Source organism: Paenibacillus sp. FSL H8-0048, assembly GCF_038002825.1.
Classification (GTDB): domain Bacteria; phylum Bacillota; class Bacilli; order Paenibacillales; family Paenibacillaceae; genus Paenibacillus_AQ.
On the sequence record NZ_JBBODF010000001.1, the window covers coordinates 5,829,524 to 5,847,288 of the forward strand.

At 55.8% G+C, this 17,765-nt stretch carries 13 protein-coding genes and 1 pseudogene; 10 read left to right on the forward strand and 4 right to left on the reverse strand.

Annotated features, from left to right (window positions below; all coding sequences use genetic code 11):
• Positions 1–94 precede the first annotated feature (94 nt).
• Positions 95–1,120 (reverse strand): LacI family DNA-binding transcriptional regulator, encoded by a 1,026-nt coding sequence (locus tag NSU18_RS25260; protein ID WP_341016828.1) that lies wholly within the window; start codon positions 1,118–1,120, stop codon positions 95–97.
• Between the two features lie 292 nt (positions 1,121–1,412).
• Here NSU18_RS25260 and NSU18_RS25265 point away from each other — a divergent pair, with 292 nt between their 5' ends.
• Complete coding sequence (locus tag NSU18_RS25265; protein ID WP_341150340.1) at positions 1,413–6,602, forward strand: carbohydrate binding domain-containing protein; 5,190 nt, start codon at positions 1,413–1,415, stop codon at positions 6,600–6,602.
• Between the two features lie 125 nt (positions 6,603–6,727).
• On the opposite strand, the pseudogene NSU18_RS25270 reads toward NSU18_RS25265, so the two are convergent.
• Both NSU18_RS25270 and NSU18_RS25275 read right to left on the reverse strand, forming a co-directional pair.
• Positions 6,728–7,060, reverse strand: a pseudogene (locus tag NSU18_RS25270) (transposase); the annotation flags it as partial.
• Positions 7,027–7,233: a hypothetical protein gene (locus NSU18_RS25275; protein WP_341016830.1), complete on the reverse strand. Its 207-nt coding sequence runs from the start codon at positions 7,231–7,233 to the stop codon at positions 7,027–7,029. The pseudogene NSU18_RS25270 and the gene NSU18_RS25275, both read right to left, overlap by 34 nt.
• A 206-nt stretch (positions 7,234–7,439) precedes the next feature.
• On the opposite strand from NSU18_RS25275, the gene NSU18_RS25280 reads away from it, so the two are divergent.
• Positions 7,440–7,859: a hypothetical protein gene (locus NSU18_RS25280; protein WP_341150341.1), complete on the forward strand. Its 420-nt coding sequence runs from the start codon at positions 7,440–7,442 to the stop codon at positions 7,857–7,859.
• 236 nt (positions 7,860–8,095) lie between these two features.
• On the opposite strand, the gene NSU18_RS25285 is transcribed toward NSU18_RS25280, so the two are convergent.
• Complete coding sequence (locus NSU18_RS25285) at positions 8,096–8,650, reverse strand: GbsR/MarR family transcriptional regulator (protein WP_341150342.1); 555 nt, start codon at positions 8,648–8,650, stop codon at positions 8,096–8,098.
• 257 nt (positions 8,651–8,907) lie between these two features.
• Here NSU18_RS25285 and NSU18_RS25290 point away from each other — a divergent pair, with 257 nt between their 5' ends.
• The 8 genes from NSU18_RS25290 to NSU18_RS25325 all read left to right on the forward strand — a co-directional run bounded on the left by NSU18_RS25290 (position 8,908) and on the right by NSU18_RS25325 (position 17,765).
• Positions 8,908–10,107 carry a quaternary amine ABC transporter ATP-binding protein gene (locus NSU18_RS25290; protein ID WP_341016834.1) on the forward strand — a complete coding sequence of 400 codons (1,200 nt, stop codon included), beginning with the start codon at positions 8,908–8,910 and terminating at the stop codon, positions 10,105–10,107.
• Entirely contained in the window at positions 10,104–10,940 is an 837-nt protein-coding gene (locus tag NSU18_RS25295; protein WP_341016835.1) for an ABC transporter permease, read from the forward strand. The genes NSU18_RS25290 and NSU18_RS25295 overlap by 4 nt, the downstream gene beginning before the upstream one ends.
• A gap of 15 nt (positions 10,941–10,955) precedes the next feature.
• Entirely contained in the window at positions 10,956–11,840 is an 885-nt protein-coding gene (locus NSU18_RS25300; RefSeq protein WP_341016836.1) for a glycine betaine ABC transporter substrate-binding protein, read from the forward strand.
• Between the two features lie 221 nt (positions 11,841–12,061).
• The gene (locus NSU18_RS25305; protein WP_339311509.1) at positions 12,062–12,676 is read left to right on the forward strand and encodes a TVP38/TMEM64 family protein; all 615 of its coding nucleotides are present in this window, start codon (positions 12,062–12,064) and stop codon (positions 12,674–12,676) included.
• Between the two features lie 582 nt (positions 12,677–13,258).
• Positions 13,259–14,092 (forward strand): sporulation protein YunB, encoded by an 834-nt coding sequence (gene yunB, locus NSU18_RS25310; protein ID WP_341151100.1) that lies wholly within the window; start codon positions 13,259–13,261, stop codon positions 14,090–14,092.
• 82 nt (positions 14,093–14,174) lie between these two features.
• Positions 14,175–15,704: a glycosyltransferase family 2 protein gene (locus NSU18_RS25315; protein WP_341150343.1), complete on the forward strand. Its 1,530-nt coding sequence runs from the start codon at positions 14,175–14,177 to the stop codon at positions 15,702–15,704.
• Positions 15,701–17,035 carry a hypothetical protein gene (locus NSU18_RS25320; RefSeq protein ID WP_341150344.1) on the forward strand — a complete coding sequence of 445 codons (1,335 nt, stop codon included), beginning with the start codon at positions 15,701–15,703 and terminating at the stop codon, positions 17,033–17,035. Before NSU18_RS25315 ends, NSU18_RS25320 begins: the two co-directional genes overlap by 4 nt.
• Positions 17,028–17,765: a glycosyltransferase gene (locus NSU18_RS25325; RefSeq protein WP_341150345.1), complete on the forward strand. Its 738-nt coding sequence runs from the start codon at positions 17,028–17,030 to the stop codon at positions 17,763–17,765. Before NSU18_RS25320 ends, NSU18_RS25325 begins: the two co-directional genes overlap by 8 nt.

Genomic DNA, 17,765 nt, shown 5'->3' on the forward strand with positions numbered 1-17,765 from the left:
AGCCAAGCGAAATTCTGAGCTGGAGGGGAGGGATCGCAGGGCGGGTCCGGAGAGGCAGAAATTCAGCGTTACGGCGATCCATTGGTTCAAGCGTTCAGCGGTTCAAGTGCTTCAGCCCGCTGCCGCAGGATTCACGGACGATCAGCGCCGGTTCAACGACAAACGAGCCGCCTTCCGACTGGTTATTGATGAGATCGAACAGCATATGGGCGGCGAGCACACCCAAGCGTTCCTTGTTCTGGCGGATGGTAGTCAGCGTAGGGCTGGTATACTTGCAAGCCTCGATATCGTCACAGCCGATGATAGCCACATCCTCGGGAACACGCAGGCCCTGTTCCTTCAGGGCGCGGACTGCGCCGAGGGCGAGCAGATCGGAAGCGGCGAAGACCGCTTTTGGCAAATCTCCCGATGCAATTAACGAGTTCATTGCCGCATACCCGCTGGGCTCGAAGAAGTCGTCGCCATGCACGAACCACTTAGGATTCATGACCAGGCCGAAGCCGGCAATGGCTCTGACATACCCTGCTTCCCGCAGGTTAGAGATGTCCGAATCCGCTGTACTGCCTATGAAGCCAAGCTCCCGGTGTCCGAGCAGGTAGAAATGCTCCACCACCTTGGAGGCAATCTGGTAATTGTCTGACATAACATAGCCGGACTTCTTGCCGGTCAGCTCAAGGTCGACCCCGATGCAGGGAATTTGACTCCGGTCGAGTTCCTGTATTGCAGGCTCCATCTGCTCTCCCGAGATAATGACACAGCCGTCCACATGGAAATGCAGGCAACGCGAATAGTAATCTCCGCTGTTAATGAACTTCTCATTCGAGAAGAAGATCAGGTCATACCCCAGCACTCCCATCTGCTTCTTGAACGAATTCAGCACCTCTACAAAAAAGGGATGGGTAAATTCCACATTCAGCTCACCGGCAAAAATAACCCCGATCAGATTCGACTTCTTGGTAGCCAGCGTCTTAGCGGAGCTTGAGGGGGTATATCCGGTTTGTTCGATGATTTCGAGCACTCTTCGTTTCGTTTTTTCGGAAACATCGCTGTAATTGTTCATGATTTTGGACACAGTCGATACAGAGACCCCGGCCATTTCGGCAATTTTTTTGATATTCATTTGCATGTCTATGCTCACCCCCGCTGGATAGTTATAACAGGGCCAAAAGACGGGTATGCCAGGGTTACTCAAGGCTACTGACCGTTCACTTGGACACTCTCTGCTGTCAAACAGCAGTCCTTTCTAGAGTCTATTCAACTTGCCGAAACAAGTCAAAGGTTAATTGCATTCAGAGGAATGGCACGGAGATAATCGAAACCGATTTCGATCCGGAGCTTGAAGGTAATTGGAGAGTAACGGACGGTGTTATTGAGCTAAGTTGAGACTCTAATTCAGAGGAGGCTTACACAGAATGAAAAAGAAAATACCGGCGTTGTTAGCAGCCGCAATAATCGTTACCGGACTTCTATCGCCGCTGGGCAGCGGCGGGGCTGAGGCGGCGTCTGCTCTGAGCAGGCTGACAGCACCTGCGGAGACAACGGCCGCTTTGCAGGGCGGAAGCTCAGGGATTAGCGATTTGAAAGCGTTTACCGATGTGAAAGAGGGCAGCTGGGCAGCTCAATCAGTGCAGCGCTGGAGCAGCAGCGGGGTGATCTCAGGCTACGGGGACGGCAGCTTCCGGCCGGAGCAGAAGGTGACCCGGGCAGAGTTCACGGCCATTATCAACCGGATTTTCGGCTATAAGGACATGGCGGCCGTGCTTCCGGCAGATGTCCCGGCGGGGGCCTGGTATAAGAACGATATTGCTAAAGCGGTAGCAGCGGGGTATCTGAGTGCAGATGCAGATCAGCGAATTGAACCTGCAGCTCCGCTGAAGCGCGGGGAGGCGGTTCTTGCGCTTCAGCAGATACTGAGGCTGGAGACGGAACGTCAAGCGAAGGACATGTATAGCGACCTGGCGGGAGCCGACAGTGCAGTAAGCGCTGCGGCGGATGCTTTTACGGCAGCAGGTTATATGCACGGCTATGCCGGAGGCTTATTCAAGCCGGACGGGAGGATCACCCGGGCCGAGCTGGCGAAGCTGGCGGATTCACTGGTGCCGGAGCTGCGCTCCGCAGCCGGGGAAGTGAAGCTGGGCAAGGTGAAGGGCAATGTGGTGCTGAGCCATGAGGATATTACACTTAGCGACAGCATCATTGAAGGGAATCTCTATCTTACCGAGGGGATCGGGGAGGGAGAGCTCCGGCTGGAGGGAGTGCAGGTGAAGGGCACCACCTATATCCGCGGCGGCGGTGAACATAGCGTGAGCCTGGTGAATTGTACTCTTGGGCCTGTTCAGGTGGCGAAGCCGAAGGGCAGCGTCCGCATCGTTGCCAGCGGGACGACAGCTACTGGAACAGTGTACCTTGATTCCGGTGCTATTCTGGAAGAAGGCGCGCTTACCGGGGAGGGCTTCGCCAATGTTGTACTCCCGGCAGGGGAGAGGGCGGTCACTCTTATTGGCAATTATGGGGTTGTATCCACCGCTGATGCCGCCGGAGGCAACCTTACGCTGAGCTTGTCAGGCCAGCTGTCCAAGCTGATCTGGAGTACTCCCGGCAAGCTGGTGCTGTTGAAACAAGCGCAGGTGGCTGAGCTGCTACTTACAGCCGGTGCCCGGGGCACTACGATTACGGGCAGCGGCAGCTTCGGGACCGTGCTGAATCAGGCCGAGGCTGTGACGGCCGGGGACATCGCGCTCAAGCCGGGCAGCCGCAGCAATCTGAATCTGGCCTCGCCGCAGGCCAGCCAGCCGCCTGTTGCTGCGGGGGGCGGGGAGACGGTAACGGCTACGCCGGAGCCGACACCGACGGCAACACCAGCGCCAGAGGTTACGCCGGAGCCAACGCCGATACCAACACCAGTGGTCACACCGGAGCCGACGCCAATACCGACGCCGGAACCGACGCTGATACCAACGCCGGAAGTTACGCCGGAACCGACACCAATACCGACGCCGGAGCCAACGCCGATACCAACGCCGGAAGTTACGCCGGAACCGACACCAACGCCAGAGGTTACGCCGACGCCGACACCGACGGCAACACCAGCGCCGACCAGTGATCCTTGGAGTCTGGTGTGGAATGATGAATTCGATGACAATGTCATTGATCCTGCGAAGTGGACCTATGATCTCGGAGATGGCACCGTTGTCGGAAATCCGGGCTGGGGCAATAATGAGCTGGAGTATTATACGAATGATCCGAAGAATGTGAAGGAGCAGGACGGCAAGCTAATCATTACCGCGCGCAAGGAGCCAATGGGCGGCAAGCCGTACACTTCCACCAGAATTAAGACCAACGGCTTGTATAGCAAAATGTACGGCAAATTCGAGATCCGGGCGAAGGCACCGGCAGGCAAGGGGCTGTGGCCGGCGATCTGGATGCTGCCGGAGAATTATGTGTACGGCAATTGGGCGGCCTCCGGGGAGCTGGATATTATGGAAGGCTGGGGCAGCCGTCCGAATGTAGTTGCCGGAACGATCCATTATGGTTCCCAGTGGCCGGATAATGTCTATTCCGGCAAGGAATATGTGCTGCCGGGCGGTTCTACTATTGAAGAATTCCACACTTACTCCATTGAATGGGAACCGGGTGAGATCCGCTGGTATGTGGACGGGGTGCTGTTCTCTACCAAGAATGACTGGTACAGCAAGAGTAGCGGACAGCCTGCGGTGAATGCGTATCCGGCACCGTTTAACCAGAAGTTCCACCTGCTGATGAATCTGGCAGTCGGCGGCAACTTCGATGGTAATCCTACGGAAGAAACGGTATTTCCGAGTTCCATGGAGATTGACTATGTCAGAATCTATGAACTGACAGGACGCGAATACCGCCAGCCGGTACCAGTGGAGCTGGCGAAGGAGCCTTATCTGGAGGGAGCGAAGCCGCCGCTGGCGGACGGCAACTTCATTTATAACAGCGGGTTCACGGAGCAGGTGGAGGGAGATCCCGGGATGGGCATTCCGAATACAGCCCACTGGGTAATGTACAAGGAGGAAGGCGCGGATGCAGCCCTATCCCTGGAGCAGGCAGGCGGCGTAAATCTCCTCAAGGTAAACATCTTGAAGCCGGGCGGCAACACCTATTCAATTCAGCCGCAGGCCATTGTCTCGCTGGCAAAGGGCAGATATTACAAGCTAAGCTTCGACGCTAGAACGGATACGGCAAGGGAATTCACAGCCCGGCTGACCGGAGGCGCACCGCTGGGCTTCCCGTCCTATTCCCCGGCATTCAAGGCAGTGCTGACCCCGCAGCTTCAGCATTACGAGACGATGTTCCAGATGAAGGAGAGCTCGGACAATGCCGCGCGGATTGAGTTCAACCTGGGGACCAATGCTTCCCCGGTCTGGCTCGGCAATGCACGGCTTGAAGAAATCGATAGCATTCCCTTCGATCATGACAGCGCCAAGACGCCGCTCGGCAGCGGCAACCATCTGTACAACGGCAGCTTCGATCTGGGCGAGCCGGACCGGATGAGCTATTGGCATATTGATGCTTCAGGAGGTGCGGAGGTTAATCCGCAGGTCGACACTGAAGGCCGCCTGAAGCTGGACATTACAGGCGCGGACTCTGGCGGCAGCGAGGTTACGCTGCAACAGAAGGGGATTTTCCTGGTGCAAGACCAGGATTACAAGCTGACCTTCGAGGCGGATAGCTCCTCCGCACGGACAGCAGTAGTTGAACTGCGCGGCTATGACGGCGTTGTCTATGCTTCCCAGCCGGTTCAGCTGAATGTGGGACAGCAGCAAGCTGAAGCGGTGTTCAAGAACTTCCCGGGAGGCAGCGACCGGCTTGGACAATTCGTTCTGCGTCTAAGCGGGGGCACCGGAACGGTGCTGCTGGATCAATTCGTACTGGTACGCACCAGCTCCTATTATGACCCTGATCTGACCTATTACCCGCTCTTGAACGGGGATTTCAGCTTCGGGCTTACAAGCTGGGAGCGGCTGCTGACAGAAGACGGCGGCCAGAGCACTGCGGCTGCGGTGGACGGGGCAGCGAAATTCAGTATTACGAACACCGGCAATCAGGCGTATTCGGTGATGCTTTTCCAGAATAACCTGAGGGCTGCGGCGGGCTTGGATTATGTGGTTGAATTCGATGCCAGCTCAAGCGTGGCCCGGCAGATCAATGTGAAGGCAGAGAATGCGAGCTATTCTCCTTCCATGGATAAGACGGTGGAGCTGACACCAGAGATGAAGCATTACCGGTTCGAATTCCGGCAGGGGTCGAATGATACGCTGTCATTGAAATTCCTGCTTGGCAAGGTGGGCGGGGTGAGCGTTCCGCAGAGTCATGACATCATCATCGACAATGTACGATTCGAGATCAAGGACGCACCGGCGAAGCCGCAGGAGCTGCTCGCAGATTCCACAGCCAACCGGGTATCACAGCCAATTGAGCTTACCTTTATCCCGAAAGCGGAGTGGTCCGGCAGTATTAAGTCCGTTAAGGTGAACGGCGTCGCGCTTGCGGCGGAGCTGTACGATGTAGAGCCTGGAGCAATCACAATTCAGCCTGCCGCCTTCCCCGCAGAGGGAAGCTATATCATTACCGTGGAAGCTGAAGGTTATGTTAACGCTAGTGTGGTGCAGACCATTCTGGCGAGTGATGGCAATCTGGTCGTCAACGGATCATTCACCAGCGGCAGCACAGGCTGGTCTATCTGGTCCGGCGAAGGCGGAGCTTCTTCCTTCCAAGTGGTGGACGGAGCAGCGGAGGTGCTGATCACGGCGGCGGGGTCACAAGCCTGGCACACCCAGCTCTATCAGGAGAAAATCCCGCTGGAAGCCGGTGCAACCTATGAGCTGAGCTTCAGAGCGAAATCTACCGTTCCCCGGCAGATTGTCGTGGAGTACAGCGGAACCTCTGCCCAGGCGGCTCAGGCGAAGTTCGGCATTACGGCCACATGGGCGACTTACAGCACACAGTTCAGTGTGACGAACGGCAACCCGCTGAAGCTGAATTATCTGATCGGCGCGACGCTGGGTGAGGATAAGACGGCGAACCATACGCCGCATACGATTTCTTTTGACGATATCGTGCTTAGGAAAGTAACAGACGGACCGGACACGGAGCCTGCCAGCGGCACACTGGATAACGGCACATTCGATGCGCAGCCGGCTCTTAAGGGCTGGACCCAGTACTTCGAGGGTGCCGGAAATGCCGCAGTCCGGAATGGGGAGCTTGAGGTGTCGCTGGGCTTCACGGGATCTGCCAACTACGCCGCCCAGGTAGACTATAGGGATCTGAAGCTGACTCAGGGTAAAAGCTATACCTTGAACTTCAGCGCCCGTTCGGATATCAACCGTCATATTGAAGTAGCAGTCGAGCATTTCGGAGGAGATTACACGAAGTATTTGCAGACAACCGCCGCTGCCTTGACTGGCGAAATTCAACGCTTCAGCTACACCTTCACCATGAACGGCGGAACGGATGCAGGCGTTCATCTCGTCTTTCTGCTGGGGCTGAATCCCGGAAACAGCGCAGAGACGAATGCGGCTATCGAGGCAGGCAATCATATCTACATCGATGATGTGAGTCTGGTGGAGAACCCGTAAGCTAACGAAAGACGGCACCGAAGCATGTGAGAACGGGGCTGTCCCAAAAGTAAATATTCTATAGGTGGAAACAAAACCTGCAACTTTTTCAAAGCTTACCAAGTAAAAAAAGGAGCGATTCTCCGTTATTGGAGGATCGCTCCCTTGCATTTCTGGTCATTTGCTGCTTGCTTCAGCAGGTTGTGGGCGAGCGAAAGCCAACCGACCTCCAGCGTCACTTTTTCCAAGCCGCGAAGCAGAAAGCGCCGGAAGCCCCGGTTATTCTTTAATTGTCCAAATACACTTTCCGGCTCCGTCATTCGACGTACGGCCAATAGATAGCCTTCCTCGCTTCGGAGGATTTCTTTCGCCTGTTTCTGGTATCTAAGCCGCTCCAAACTGACTGCGATTTCCCGGTTTCCGCTTCCCTTCGTGCAGTTTTCTTTTAGCGGACAACCTCCGCAGCTTTGACTTTGGTAAGCATTTTAGGATGGTAGCTGTCACGGCCGCCGCCAGGATAGGCCGCGTTAAAAATGGCGTTGTCCAGCCGGTTGACGGCGGCATTCACGACGCGAACGAGGTGATTTTTCGGGATATCTTCTTCCAGATCCATTGGCAAGCAAAGTTGGTCCATGGTATATTGAATGTACAAAGAAACCTCTCCTTTGAAATGGTTGTGTGGTAACTCCATTTTAACAAAAGAGAGGTTTCTTTGTGTGATTTTAGAAAGATTTGAAGAACCTTTTCCCGCTTAAACAGCGGAGAGGACGGAACGATTGTGGAAAAGCGGCAGCGGTCGCCTTGGTCTCCGGATTTTCACCGTTAAGGGGAATGAAAAAAATCTGGAGAGCACAGCGATTGGAACAACGGTCCGTTCGCGCAGCGTTCACCCAAGTGCTCACGTTGATCCTACTACAAAATAAAGAGCTGTCCCAAGCAGCCACTTCATGGCTTTTGGGACAGCCCCGTTTTGATGCTTGTAGGGAAACTATAATTCCCCTGGTAGAAGATCATATGGACCAAATGTATGTGGAAAACAGTATACATTGTGCTCAAACGCAGGCGCATGGCCCGAATGCATGTGGAAAACAACATACATTGGCTCAAACGCAGGCGCATGGCCCGAATGTATGCGGAAAACAGCATACATTGTGTCCAAATGCAGGCAATGGCCCGAATGTAAGTGAAAAACAGCATACATTTGCCAACGTGCGGGTGTCCAGAATAGGTAGTGCCATTTCCCGCTTAAACAGCGGAGTCGACGGAACGATTATGTAGAAGCGGCCGCGTTCGCCTCCCCGGATTTTCACCGCTAAGGGGAATCAATAAAATCTGGGGACAACAGCGATCGGAACAACGGTCCGTTCACGCAGCGTCCACCCAAGTGCCCACGTTAATCCTACTCCTCAATTCCTCCTACTCCAAAACAAAAAGCTGTCCCAAGCGCCATTTCCTGGCTTTTGGTGACAGCTTTTTGAGCATGAGCAGAATAGTTCGAACGCCTATAGCTGATATTATTCCTTAGGAATTAATTCAAAGATCTTGCCGGTTTCAAGCGACTCGATCAGCTTCAGCAGCCAGCGGTAGTATTTGATAGCTTCCTCAATCTTGAGCTCGTCGGTGTGGAGCAGTCGCGAGAGGCCCGGCTCGTCCGCATAATCGGTTTGCATCTGCCGGATTTCGGCGAGCGATTTGTTAAGGGCGGTCATATTCCCTTCCACTGCTTTTCTCCATTTAATAGAGAAGTAATCGCTGAAGTTCTGGTGCCAGTCGGGAACCACCTCGAACAGATCCTTGCGGGTGCCCTTGCCCCAGACTTTATCGATCATCTTCAAATCAAGCAGTGTACGGACTCCAGTACTCATGGAGGTCTTGCTCATACCCATGGTGCGGCTCAGCTCATCCAGTGTAACCGGGCCCTCATTAAAGTACATATAACCGTATAAATGCCCAATCGATAAGGTAATGCCGTATAAATCCATATTTTTACCGATAGAATCGATGACCCGTTCGCGGGCCTTGCTGATTTTCTCTATTTGCTCGGGCAGAAGCCCCTCTAAATCGTTCATGATGTCCCTCCTGAGGAATAGGCTGACAGGCTACATGCCTCTCCTACTGTATTGTAATCAAATCCCCATCCAGAAGTAAAGAATTCATCCGGAACGGAATTTGGCGTTAAACAGAGTATTCTATACGTAAAGTTTGTAAAGTTAAAACTGTACACTAAATTTCAACCGAATATGCGCTTTGCTTATTTTTTCGTAAGTCCGTTACACTAGGTCAGTAGCATTAACCTGAAAGTTCAAGGGGAGAGAAGGAGGTCACCATGGCAATTATAGAGGTGAAACAGTTAACCAAAGTTTTCGGTCATGATGCAGCACGGGCGCTTCCATTATTAGAACAAGGCTGGTCCAAAGAAAGAATTGCCAAGGAAGCCAAGCTGACAGTCGGTGTGAATAAAGCCGAATTCAGCATTGAAGAGGGAGAAATATTCGTCATTATGGGATTGTCGGGGAGTGGTAAATCTACACTCGTCCGTCTATTGAACCGGCTGATTGAGCCGACCGGAGGACAGGTGCTGTTCAAGGGTAAGGATGTTGTCAAGATGAATCCGGAGCAGCTTCGGGAATTCCGGCGGAAGAATATCGGCATGGTCTTTCAAAAGTTCGCGCTGTTCCCGCACCGCAGTGTGCTGGCCAACGCAGAATACGGACTGGAAGTCCAGGGTGTGGAGAAAAGCAAACGAACCCGGCTGGCCATGGAGGCTCTTGAGCTTGTAGGGCTGAAGGGCTGGGAGAATCACCGTCCGGATCAGCTCAGCGGAGGCATGCAGCAGCGTGTCGGCCTGGCGCGCGGTCTGGCCAATGATCCTGACATTCTGCTGATGGATGAAGCCTTCAGTGCGCTTGATCCGCTGATCCGCAAGGATATGCAGCAGGAACTGCTGGAGCTGCAATCCAGAGTGAAGAAGACGATTGTCTTCATCACGCATGATCTGGATGAAGCGCTGCGGATTGGGGACCGTATTGCCCTGATGAAGGACGGGGTCATTGTCCAGATCGGATCGCCGGAAGAAATTCTGATTCAGCCTGCGAACAAATATGTGGAACGCTTCGTGGAGGATGTGGATCTGTCCAAGGTATTGACGGCTTCCCATGTGATGCGTCAGCCAGAGATGATCCGCCCGGAACGCGGACCCCGGGTAGCCCTGCAGCTTATGCGGGACAGCGGGGTATCCAGCCTGTATGTGGCGGATAATGAGATGCGGCTGCAAGGTCTGCTTACAGCAGATAACGCCTCTCAGGCCTTGAAGGAGAACCGCAGTATCCTCGAAGTGATGCAGCGTGAGATTCCCCGTGTCCAGCCGGACACCCTGCTGAATGATCTGTTCGAGCTGATGTCGGAGACGCATCTGCCGGTGGCGGTAGTCGGGGAAGGCGAGAAGCTGAAGGGGATTGTGATTAAGGGGGCTGTGTTGTCTGCCCTGGCCGGTAACGCAGTTCCGGAAGGAGGGCTTCATTCATGAATTTACCTAAAATACCGCTCGGAAAGGGCGTAGAATGGATCGAGGATTGGCTCACTGCCTACTTCGGCCCGATATTTGACTTCATTCATGCGGTGATCGGCGGAATGGTCAGCGGAATTGATACGGCACTGAATTTCCTGCCGGCGCTTGTGCTGACCCTTCTGATCGCCGCTCTAGCCTACTGGATCGGCAAATGGCGGATGGCGCTGTTCGCAGTGGTCGGACTCCTGCTAATCGATAATCTCGGATTATGGGGCCCTTCAATGCAGTCGCTGGCCCTTGTGCTGACAGCGTCCATCTTGGCGGTGGTCATCGGTGTTCCGCTGGGTGTGCTGTGCGCGCAGAGCCGGACTTTTCAGAATATTGCCACCCCCATTCTGGACTTCATGCAGACGATGCCGGCGTTCGTGTACCTGCTTCCGGCCGTGTCATTCTTCTCGCTGGGGGTTGTTCCCGGGGTCATTGCTTCTATTATATTCGCGATTCCGCCAACCATCCGGCTCACTAATCTGGGTATCCGTCAGGTCTCGCCCGAGCTAGTGGAGGCGGCGGATGCCTTCGGTTCTACAGCAGGGCAGAAGCTGTTCAAGCTGCAGCTGCCTATTGCCATGCCGACCATTATGGCCGGTATTAACCAGACGATTATGCTGTCGCTGTCGATGGTGGTCATCTCATCCATGATCGGCGCCCAGGGAGTCGGGGCTTATGTATATCGTGCGGTATCGCAGGCCAAGACTGGTGCGGGCTTCGAGGCGGGGATTGCCATTGTCATTATCGCGATCCTGCTGGATCGTCTGACCCAGAAGCTGTTCAAACCCAAACAACAAGGATAGGAGTGTATTATTAATATGAAAAGAACTCATTCGATAAAGCGCAGACCGCTCATGCTGCTTATGCTGCTGATGGCAGTAATTCTGGTAGCCGGTTGTTCGTCCAATAATAACAGCACGGTGAAGCTGGCTTATGTAGCCTGGGATTCCGAGATCGCCAGTACGAACGTAGTCAAGGAAGTGCTGGAAACGAAGCTCGGCGTGAAGGTGGAGATGCTGCAGGTCGATGCCGGACCGATGTGGGCAGGGATTGCTGACGGAAGCGCGGACGCTATGGTAGCCGCCTGGCTGCCAAGCACGCATGCCTCTTATCTGGAGAAATACGGCAAGGATATTGAGGATGTAGGGGTGAATCTGGAGGGTACGAAGACGGGGCTTGCCGTTCCGGCCTATATGGACATTAACTCCATCGATGACCTGAAGAATGCCGATGTAGCCTCTTCCCTGAATCAGACGATTATCGGGATTGAGCCGGGGGCCGGAATTATGACGGCTACGGAAAAAGCGCTCGAAGCCTACGGCTTGAGCGACTATACGCTGCTGGAGAGCTCGTCTGCGGCGATGGCACAGGAGCTGCAGAAGGCTTTTGACAAGAATGAACCGATTGTCGTCACTGCCTGGACTCCGCACTGGATGTTCGCTAACATGGACCTGAAGTATCTGGATGACCCGCAGAATGTATACGGCGGAGCCGAACAGATTCACACCATGGCCCGCAAGGGGCTGCAGGAGGATATGCCGGATGTGCACAAGTTCCTGAGCCAATTCAAGTGGACCGCAGAGGATATGGAGCAGGTTATGGTCAAAATTCAAGGCGGACAGTCGCCTGAAGAAGCAGCCAAGGAATGGGTAGAGAGCAATGAAGCCAAGGTTAACGAGTGGACGGCTGGCGTCTCTTCATAATTGAAATCTGGAGGGTTCAGTGATCTGGCGGCGATGACCGATGTGTGCTATGATGAGAGAAAATAAGCAACAATTCTGTAACTTGTACGCTTTTTTAAGCAAAATATATAGGTACATGTTCAATAGACACCCCGCAAGGGGTGTTTTTCTTCACCAATTCAATCTTCATTAATGAGCGGTTCCTTTACATGCTGCTATGAGTCAGGAAAGGAGAGCGCTCTATGACCGAGATCATCAATGCCTGGATTGACTGGCTGCTGCAAAGCCTGGGACTTAGCGGCCCGTATATTGTTTTCGCTACCTTTCCGCTCGCCGTGCTGCAAAGCTTGTTCGGATTTTTTCCCCTGGCGATTCTGATTGTGCTCCATGTCTCTGTGTTCGAAGTGATCGGCGGGATGGCTGTCAGCTGGCTGGCCTGCAACCTGGGTGCGGTAGTCGTCTATTTCCTCTTCCGGCGTTATCTCTTCGACTGGTTCGACCGCAAATGGGGCTACAAGCTCAAGAAGTATGAGAAATGGCAGACCTATCTGGACCGTTACGGCATCTGGACCCTAGTGCTGCTGCGTACGATTCCGATTGTGCCCAGCAATATCATCAACCTGATGTCAGCTGTGTCTCCAATGAAGCCGGCGGCTTTTGTATGGGGGACGGTGCTCGGCAATCTGTCTTTCATCTGGCTGTTCGGTACGCTCAGCTCCTCGCTAATTGTCCCGCGTGAGGACTGGAACGGTTTTCTGTTGTGGTATGGCGTATTCATGCTGATTCTGCTCGCTATCTTTGTCCGGCTGCACTGGGGGCATCTCCAGGAGGATAAGCGCAAGCGGGCGGGACATTAGGTTCTTCACTTCAAGTTAACTCCACTTTTGTGGGGTTATTTTGCGTGTGCGCCGAATAGCCTATTAGTACAGGGAGCGGCTTGACCGCAGGAATGTCGGGAGGGACTGCAGGGCATGGGTAGAATCAGAAAATGGGGGAAACGGAGCGCAGGTGTGCCGCTCTTCGGGCGTCTGCGTCTGCCGGACTTCAGCGGAAGCGGCCTGAGGGGGCCGGGCGGACGCCGCCAGGCCTTCAAGGCCAAACCGTCCAGAACGGGAATCCGGCCGCCGGGTGCGGGCTCGGGAGCAAGGTTCGAAGCGAAGCCGTCAAGATCCGGCGCGGGTCTGCCCCGCCGGGGCTGGGGGCGGAGCGGAGGCTTCGTGGCGAAGCCCTCCAGGTCCGGCGTGCGGCTGGACGGGAGCGAAGCGGATTACAAGGCAGCGAAGCCATCCGGGAGAGCGGCGGGCGCTCCGGGCCAGCGGGTCTGGCGCAAGTCCGGGCGCGGGGGCGGCTTCCGCCTGTTCGGCAGCAGGGACGGGAAGCGGCAGGAAGCTGCCGGGGGCAAGGGGCAAAAGCCGCGCAGACGGGGCAGATTCTGGCTCATCCTGAGCCTGCTGCTGCTTCTGGCGGTGCTGCAGGGGCTGCGTTATGTGGAGCAGCATCTGAAGCCGCCGATTCTCCATCTGGCACAGATCCGGGTGAAGCAGATTGCCACCGAATCGATTAACAAGGCGATTACGTCCCAGGTGGCGGATGGCGGGAACGCAGAAGCGCTGATCGACTGGAAGACGGACAAGAACGGCAAAATCTCGGGCTTCATGCTCAACTACAAGGAGCATATGCGGATTACCTCGCAGGCCGCCGAGGTCATCCAGTCCACCCTGCAGGAGCTGCATAACCGGACGGAATATATTCCGCTCGGCCAGGCGCTCGGCAGTCCGCTGATCGCCTCCTATGGTCCGGATATTCCGATCAAGGTGGAGCCTCAGGGTGCAGTGAAGGTCGAGCTGAACACACGGCAGCAGAATGCCGGAATCAATATGATTCTCGTTGAAGTCTTCATCCATATTGTTACTGAGGTAGCGGTCGTCATTCCATTTGATATGGAGCCGCAGGTGGTGGATACAGAGATCCCCGTCTCCTACCTGATGGTAGTCGGTGACGTTCCGATGTACTACTATGACAATCAGGGCAAGCCTGTAGGCGAGAACGGCAACAGCGCCCCAGGTATCGCTATTCCGGCCCCTTCACTGAATACCGAGAAGAACAGCACCGGTGCGGGCGGCACACCAGCAGGCAGCGGTAACAACAGCTCCAGCTCCGGCGGCTCAGGCGGACATGCGGGCAGCGATGAGATTGAGCCACCCGCCGGAAGCGGCAGCTCTGCGCCCGGTGCGAATGCCGGGAGCGGGAATGCGGGCGGTGGAAGTGAGTAGGAATGGTAATTATATGGATATATTCCCCGTCACACTCATACATTATAGACAGCATAGTCTGACTAATGGAGCGTGATGCCGGGTGTCTTATGGAGCGATGGAGGACCGGAGTGCGGAGAAGGCTATTGATGCACAAGCGGACCGTACCGGGCGGCTGGCTGCGAGGTACAGTTATCTGGAACGGGAAGGTCTGCTGCCGCTGCCGGTGCAGGGAGGCATTACGCTGGTCGTGGAGCTGCGGCATGCGCCTTGGTCGGCGGAGTGCCTGCGGCTGCTGCTTCAGCATTCCGGGCCAGCGGTACGGGTGACTGCGGTTGCCATGACCGCTGATTATCCGCTGCAAGCGTTGTCGGAGCAGTTCTCCGGGGAAGCGGGAATGCGTTTCCTGCCTTGCAGCGAGGGGGAATATAGGGTGAATGAGGCCTTGGCTTATGCCGAGACCTCTTTTGCTGTGCTGCTGGAGGACTGTGTCATGGTGGCTCCGGGCTGGCTCGGGCATCTGCTATGGCCGCCGATTGATGATCCTGCGGTGTTAGTTGTGGCTCCTTGCTCCTCCACGGAGCGGGGAGACGGGCAGCGGCAGCTGCATTTTGCCGGATATCCTGAGCTGTCCGCTTACACCGTCCATACACAGGAGAAACAGCAAGGGAAATGGAGTTATGCGGAGGTGCTAACCGGTTCCTGCCTGCTTATAGCTACAGAGCTGCTGCTGAGGGTAGGCGGATTCGATGCTTCTCTGGGCGAGCGCCGCGTGATCATCGCGGACTGGTGTCTGCGGGCCCGGATGCTGGGAGCGGAGCTGGCGCGCAGTGACTCGGGCTATGTTCATGTGCTGCATAGGCTGGAAGCGGAGAGTGTGAAGGCGGGCTGCAGTGAAGTCAGGGGGCAGAGGGAACAGGCTTATCTGCAAAAATGGAATCTGCAAAGCACCCCATCCCCTGCGGGTACGCTCCAGATTCCCCGTGATCTTACGGCCTGCCCTCTGCAGCCGGTCATTCCGCTTAGCCGGGATACGGCTGCCGCTGCGCTGGTTACAACGGTCGTGTACTTTGAAGAGAACTGGACGGCGGCAGATTCCCGCGAACGGCAGCAGATACTTCAGGAGAGCCAGAGCTACGGGAATATCCGCTGGGTGTGGGTCAGGGACAGCTGGAGTCAGTCTTTTCCGGAATTTCCGGTGCATGAGCGGGATGCGGTTATTACCGTTCACGGCGAGAAGGCATGGCTGCATGCGCTGGAGAATATCTCGGCACTCTACGGCAGTGAGATCATAGTCTACTTATCGGCTTCCGCATCGTACGATAACCGCTATGTGGAGAGAATGGTTCGGGTTCTTCAGTACAGCCGGGCGGATCTGATTGTCAGTTCAGACGGTAATGCCGCAGAATCAGGGCTGCCGCGCACAGGCGAAGGGACTCCGCAAATTCTCCTGCTTGAACGCATTGCGCATAGAAGCGGAAGAGCACCCGGAAGAATTGTGAAGCGGGAGGGCTATCTCCCTAGTCTGGAGCTTGTGCCGGACCCGGGGTTGTCTATAGATTATGAAGGAGAGACAACAGCAACGGGAGCGGGCAGCCTTGATGAAGCCGTAGCGGGGGAGGGCCGCTTATGAACTACATTGTGCTCAGCCGCACGGCTTGGGAGGATTATGAGTATAAAAGAATGCTGGAGCTCCTCCCGGAGCGCGGGGAGGTCTGCTTCGCCGGAGCAATGACCCCGGTCCAGCAGCGGAGCAGCCAGGTCAGGTCTGTGACGCTGGCGGAAGTGTACAAACTGAATGCCAGGGAGTACACGCTGCTGGTCTCATCGCCTTACTGGCTGCCGGATGTGCTGGCTCTGCAGCCTGCTTATACTGTGGCTCTACTGGAGCCTTGTCCGGATGGGGAGGATGCTGCGCTGTGGGATAAATACAGTGCATCTCTTGGAGCGCTGGCTGATCTTGCCGGCACCTCCTCGGAACGGATCTATCTGGAGCAGAATCTGCGCCGGGGCCAAGTGGTCTATCTCAATGGAGATGAGCCGGTGTCCTACGGACTTCTCCGCCGGGGGGAGCGGCTGTATTTTCTCACGGATGCTGAGGCGGTCTGGAACAGGGCATTGGCGGAGCTATGGCATCCGCCTGATGCGGTGAACGGCGGGGAGACGTATCTGGATATTCAGCGCAGGCTCCGTACCCGTTACTATCTCTCGATGTGCGCCAAGCTGCCCGGTGAGCCTTCGGTGCATTATGTAGCGGCTTCTTACTTATATCTGCAAGGAGATGAGGAAGCTGCGCAGCTTCTGGCCCAATCCTTTGAGCTGATGCTGCTGCATGATTATACGGAGTGTCTGCATTCACATTACCGGTTCTTCTCAGCGGTTGAAGCGAAAAAGGGGAATCTTGCGCTTGCACTCCGGCAGTATGAGATTACGGCCTTTACGGAAGAGGAGCGGGCAAGGGTTACGCAGATGAAGCAATGGCTGCACGGGGGTGAAGTCCAGCAGGGGCTGCTTTGTGCAGAGCTTATGACGGTGAATGAAGACTACGCAGCAGCCATCGGACTATTGGTGCGCTTGCCCGGCCCGGAGGCCCAGCAGCGGCTGCTGCACAATTATATCGCCACCTTCCAGTGGGAGAAGGCGTTGCAGCTTCACCAGGAGCTGACGGCCGAAGGAACGGTGGCGGAAGCGGGAAGTGCGGGACTGCCGGGGCTGGCGGGGAATCTAAAGGGTGCAAGTCCGGGAAGAGAGACTTCTTCTGCGGATGAGCTGGCAGAACGGATGGCCGGGCAGATGTCTGTGATTGAGGGGACCCTGCATCTCCTGTACGGCAGGCGCCATGAGGCTATCCGCAGCTTCCTGCGCTCGGCGGGTGCGGATCAGGGGGCCCGGCAGCTTTTTGCCGAAATGGCAGATCTGGAAGAAGCAGTGCAGAAGTTAAGAGGAGGGGCTGCGGGTGGCTGACCATGGGAATGAACCGCTGCGCAAGGCTTCAGGCAACCGCCTGACAGCGATGATGCAGGTGCGCAATGAAAGCGGCCGGTATCTGGAGCAGGTGCTGCAGGAGCTGAGCGGATTTACCGATGAGATCGTCATTGTGGATGACGGCAGCACGGATGATACGGTGCGCGTGTGCCGCTCTTTTGCCAAGGTGAGCAAGGTGGTGACGCTGGAGCACTCCCTCTTCGGGCGGGAATGGGAGCTGCGCCAGACGCTCTGGGATCTGGCGGTATCCACGCGGCCGGACTGGCTTTTGTCGGTAGATGCCGATGAGTTCTACGAAGAGCGGGCCAAGCACGAAATGCGGCGTCTGATTGACCAGGATGTCTACGATTGGGTGGCCTTCCGGATATATGATTTCTGGGGCGGCACGACCCATTACCGGGAAGATGAGCTCTGGAACCTGCACATGAGGCATACGCGCACACTGGTGCGTTATCTGCCCGGCTTCTATTATTACACCCCGCAGATGGATCATCACGTTCCCCGGCTGCCGCTATCGTATGCGGTGCTGCCCGGCTTCCTGGCCGAGCTGCGGGTGAAGCACTACGGCTGGGCGCTGGAGCCTGACGCGCTGCGCCGCAAGTACGACCGCTACATGGAGCTCGATCCCGAGGGCAAATGGGGAAGCCTGGAGCACTACCGCTCCATTCTGGATGAGCATCCCCGGCTGGTGGAGTGGGGGGAAGTCTAG